Origin of the sequence: Mesorhizobium sp. (assembly GCF_017306585.1) — a bacterium.
Classification (GTDB): domain Bacteria; phylum Pseudomonadota; class Alphaproteobacteria; order Rhizobiales; family Rhizobiaceae; genus Mesorhizobium.
The window spans coordinates 1-2,282 of record NZ_JAFKIC010000372.1; the positions used below are offsets into that span (position 1 = coordinate 1).

The following is a 2,282-nucleotide window of genomic DNA, read 5'->3' on the forward strand; positions in this document are numbered from 1 at the left end:
CTTGCAGCACGACATCGCCCGGCTTCAGCCCCGCCTTGCCGGCGGGACCGGTCGCCTCGACGGAAGAGACCAGCGCACCGGTCGGCTTTTCCATGCCGAGCGATTCGGCGATCTGCGGCGTCACCGCCTCGAACTCGGCGCCGATATAGGGGCGCTCGAAGAAATCGAGGCCGGCCTTGGCGGCATCGGCGAACGCCCGCACCATGTTTGCGGGAATGGCGAAGCCGATACCGATCGAGCCGCCGCTACGGCTGTAGATGGCGGTGTTGATGCCCACCAGCTGACCGCCCATGTTGATCAGCGCGCCACCGGAATTGCCGGGATTGATGGCGGCATCGGTCTGGATGAAATAGCCCGAATCCGAGACACCGATATGGCTACGCGCAAGGGCCGAGACAATGCCGCTGGTGGTGGTCTGTCCGACGCCGAAGGGATTGCCGATCGCGAGCACCAGGTCACCGACCTCGAGCGCGTCGGAATCGCCGATGGCGATGACCGGGAACGGCTTGTCGGATTCGATCTTGAGCACGGCAAGGTCGAGCGTTTCGTCCTTGAGCATCACCTTGCTGGTGAATTCGCGTCCGTCGGCGGTCGCGACCTTCACCTCGTCGGCGTTCTTGATGACGTGGAAGTTGGTGACGATCACCCCGCTCGGATCGACCAGCACGCCCGAACCCAGCGAGGACTGCGCACGGGGCTGGGCACGGCCGAAGAACTCCTCGAAGAACGGGTCGCCGTCGAAAGGCGACGTCACCTTGGCTGTCTGCGAGGCATAAACGTTGACGACGGCCGGCGCCGTCTGCTTGACCAGCGGCGCGAACGACAGCTGCACCTCCTCGCGGCCGAACGGCACCCGCTTGTCGGGACCGGACGTACCGTTCTCGCCTTCGACGCCATGCAGCAGGTCCGTCAGCACGTCGGACAGGCCCGGATCGGCGGGTTTGGCGGCATCTTCGGCCAGCGCCTGCCGGACTGCCGGCGCGGTTGCGAACGCAAGCATGGCGCAAAGCAGAACAAGGGACAGTCTTTTGGCGCGCATTGCGAATCCTCCAAGCGAGTTCGGGCGCATTGTCCCGACGAATGTGCAAAATGAAAGGCTAAGCCGCTGAGGTGCGAATATTTTCGCCTGAAAGCCCTGCCTGGGCCAGGAAAACACCGACAACATCGCCATCCTCCGTGTCCAGACAAGAAAAAGGGGCCTGCAGGCCCCTTTCCAACTCTTCCGAAAAAGTCGTGGCTTAAGCGGCCGCGGCTTCCTCGTTGGCGCCTTCGGCTTCGAGGCGCGCGCGGTCGCCGGCGCCCTTGGCCGAGGTGTCACGATCGACGAACTCGATGACGGCCATGGCCGCGTTGTCGCCGTGGCGGAAGCCCGCCTTCATGATGCGCAGATAGCCGCCATTGCGGTTGGCGTAGCGCGGGGCGATGGTGTCGAACAGCCGCTTGACGACGCCTTCATTGCCGATCTGGGCAATCACCTGGCGGCGGGCGTGCAGATCGCCGCGCTTGCCGAGCGTCACCAGCTTCTCGACGATCGGACGCAGGTCCTTCGCCTTCGGCAGAGTGGTGACGATCTGCTCGTGCTCAAGCAGAGACACGGCGAGGTTGGCGAACATAGACTTGCGGTGGCTTACGCTGCGGGCGAAGCGACGGCCTTTGAAACCGTGGCGCATGGCTCTTTTCCTTCTTCAGTTGTTCAAGAGGCCACGGCCTCTGATGGTTTTCCGCATGACCGTCGGATCGGGCGGCTCACGCCGTCGATCCTTGGAATCATGCTCAATATTGGTCTTCGTAACGCTTTGCGAGGTCTTCGATATTCTCCGGCGGCCAATCCGGCACTTCCATGCCGAGATGGAGGCCCATCGCCGCCAGCACTTCCTTGATCTCGTTCAGCGACTTGCGGCCGAAGTTCGGTGTGCGCAGCATCTCGGCTTCGGTCTTCTGGATGAGATCGCCGATATAGACGATGTTGTCGTTCTTCAGGCAGTTGGCCGAACGCACCGAAAGCTCGAGTTCGTCGACCTTCTTGAGCAGCGCCGGATTGAAGGCGAGCTCGGTGACGGCTTCGGCCGCGACTTCCTTCTGCGGCTCGTCGAAGTTGACGAACAGGCCAAGCTGGTCCTGCAGGATGCGGGCGGCGAAAGCGACCGCGTCCTCGCCCGAGATCGAACCGTCGGTCTCGATCGTCATGGTCAGCTTGTCGTAATCGAGAACCTGGCCCTCGCGGGTGTTCTCGACCTTGTAGGAGACCTTCTTGACCGGCGAATAGAGGCTATCGACCGGGA

Annotated in this window: 3 protein-coding genes; all 3 read right to left on the bottom strand. The window is 62.8% G+C overall.

Annotated elements, in window-relative coordinates; translation table 11 throughout:
• A partial coding sequence (locus J0I79_RS34890) for a trypsin-like peptidase domain-containing protein (protein WP_292870713.1) occupies positions 1-1,039 on the bottom strand: 1,039 nt, incomplete at its 3' end.
• Positions 1,040-1,238: 199 nt separating this feature from the next.
• Positions 1,239-1,670, bottom strand: a complete 432-nt coding sequence (gene rplQ, locus J0I79_RS34895) for a 50S ribosomal protein L17 (protein WP_292870716.1) — start codon at positions 1,668-1,670, stop codon at positions 1,239-1,241.
• A 103-nt stretch (positions 1,671-1,773) separates the two neighbouring features.
• The coding region (locus J0I79_RS34900; RefSeq protein ID WP_292870719.1) for a DNA-directed RNA polymerase subunit alpha C-terminal domain-containing protein at positions 1,774-2,282 on the bottom strand (509 nt) is incomplete at its 5' end.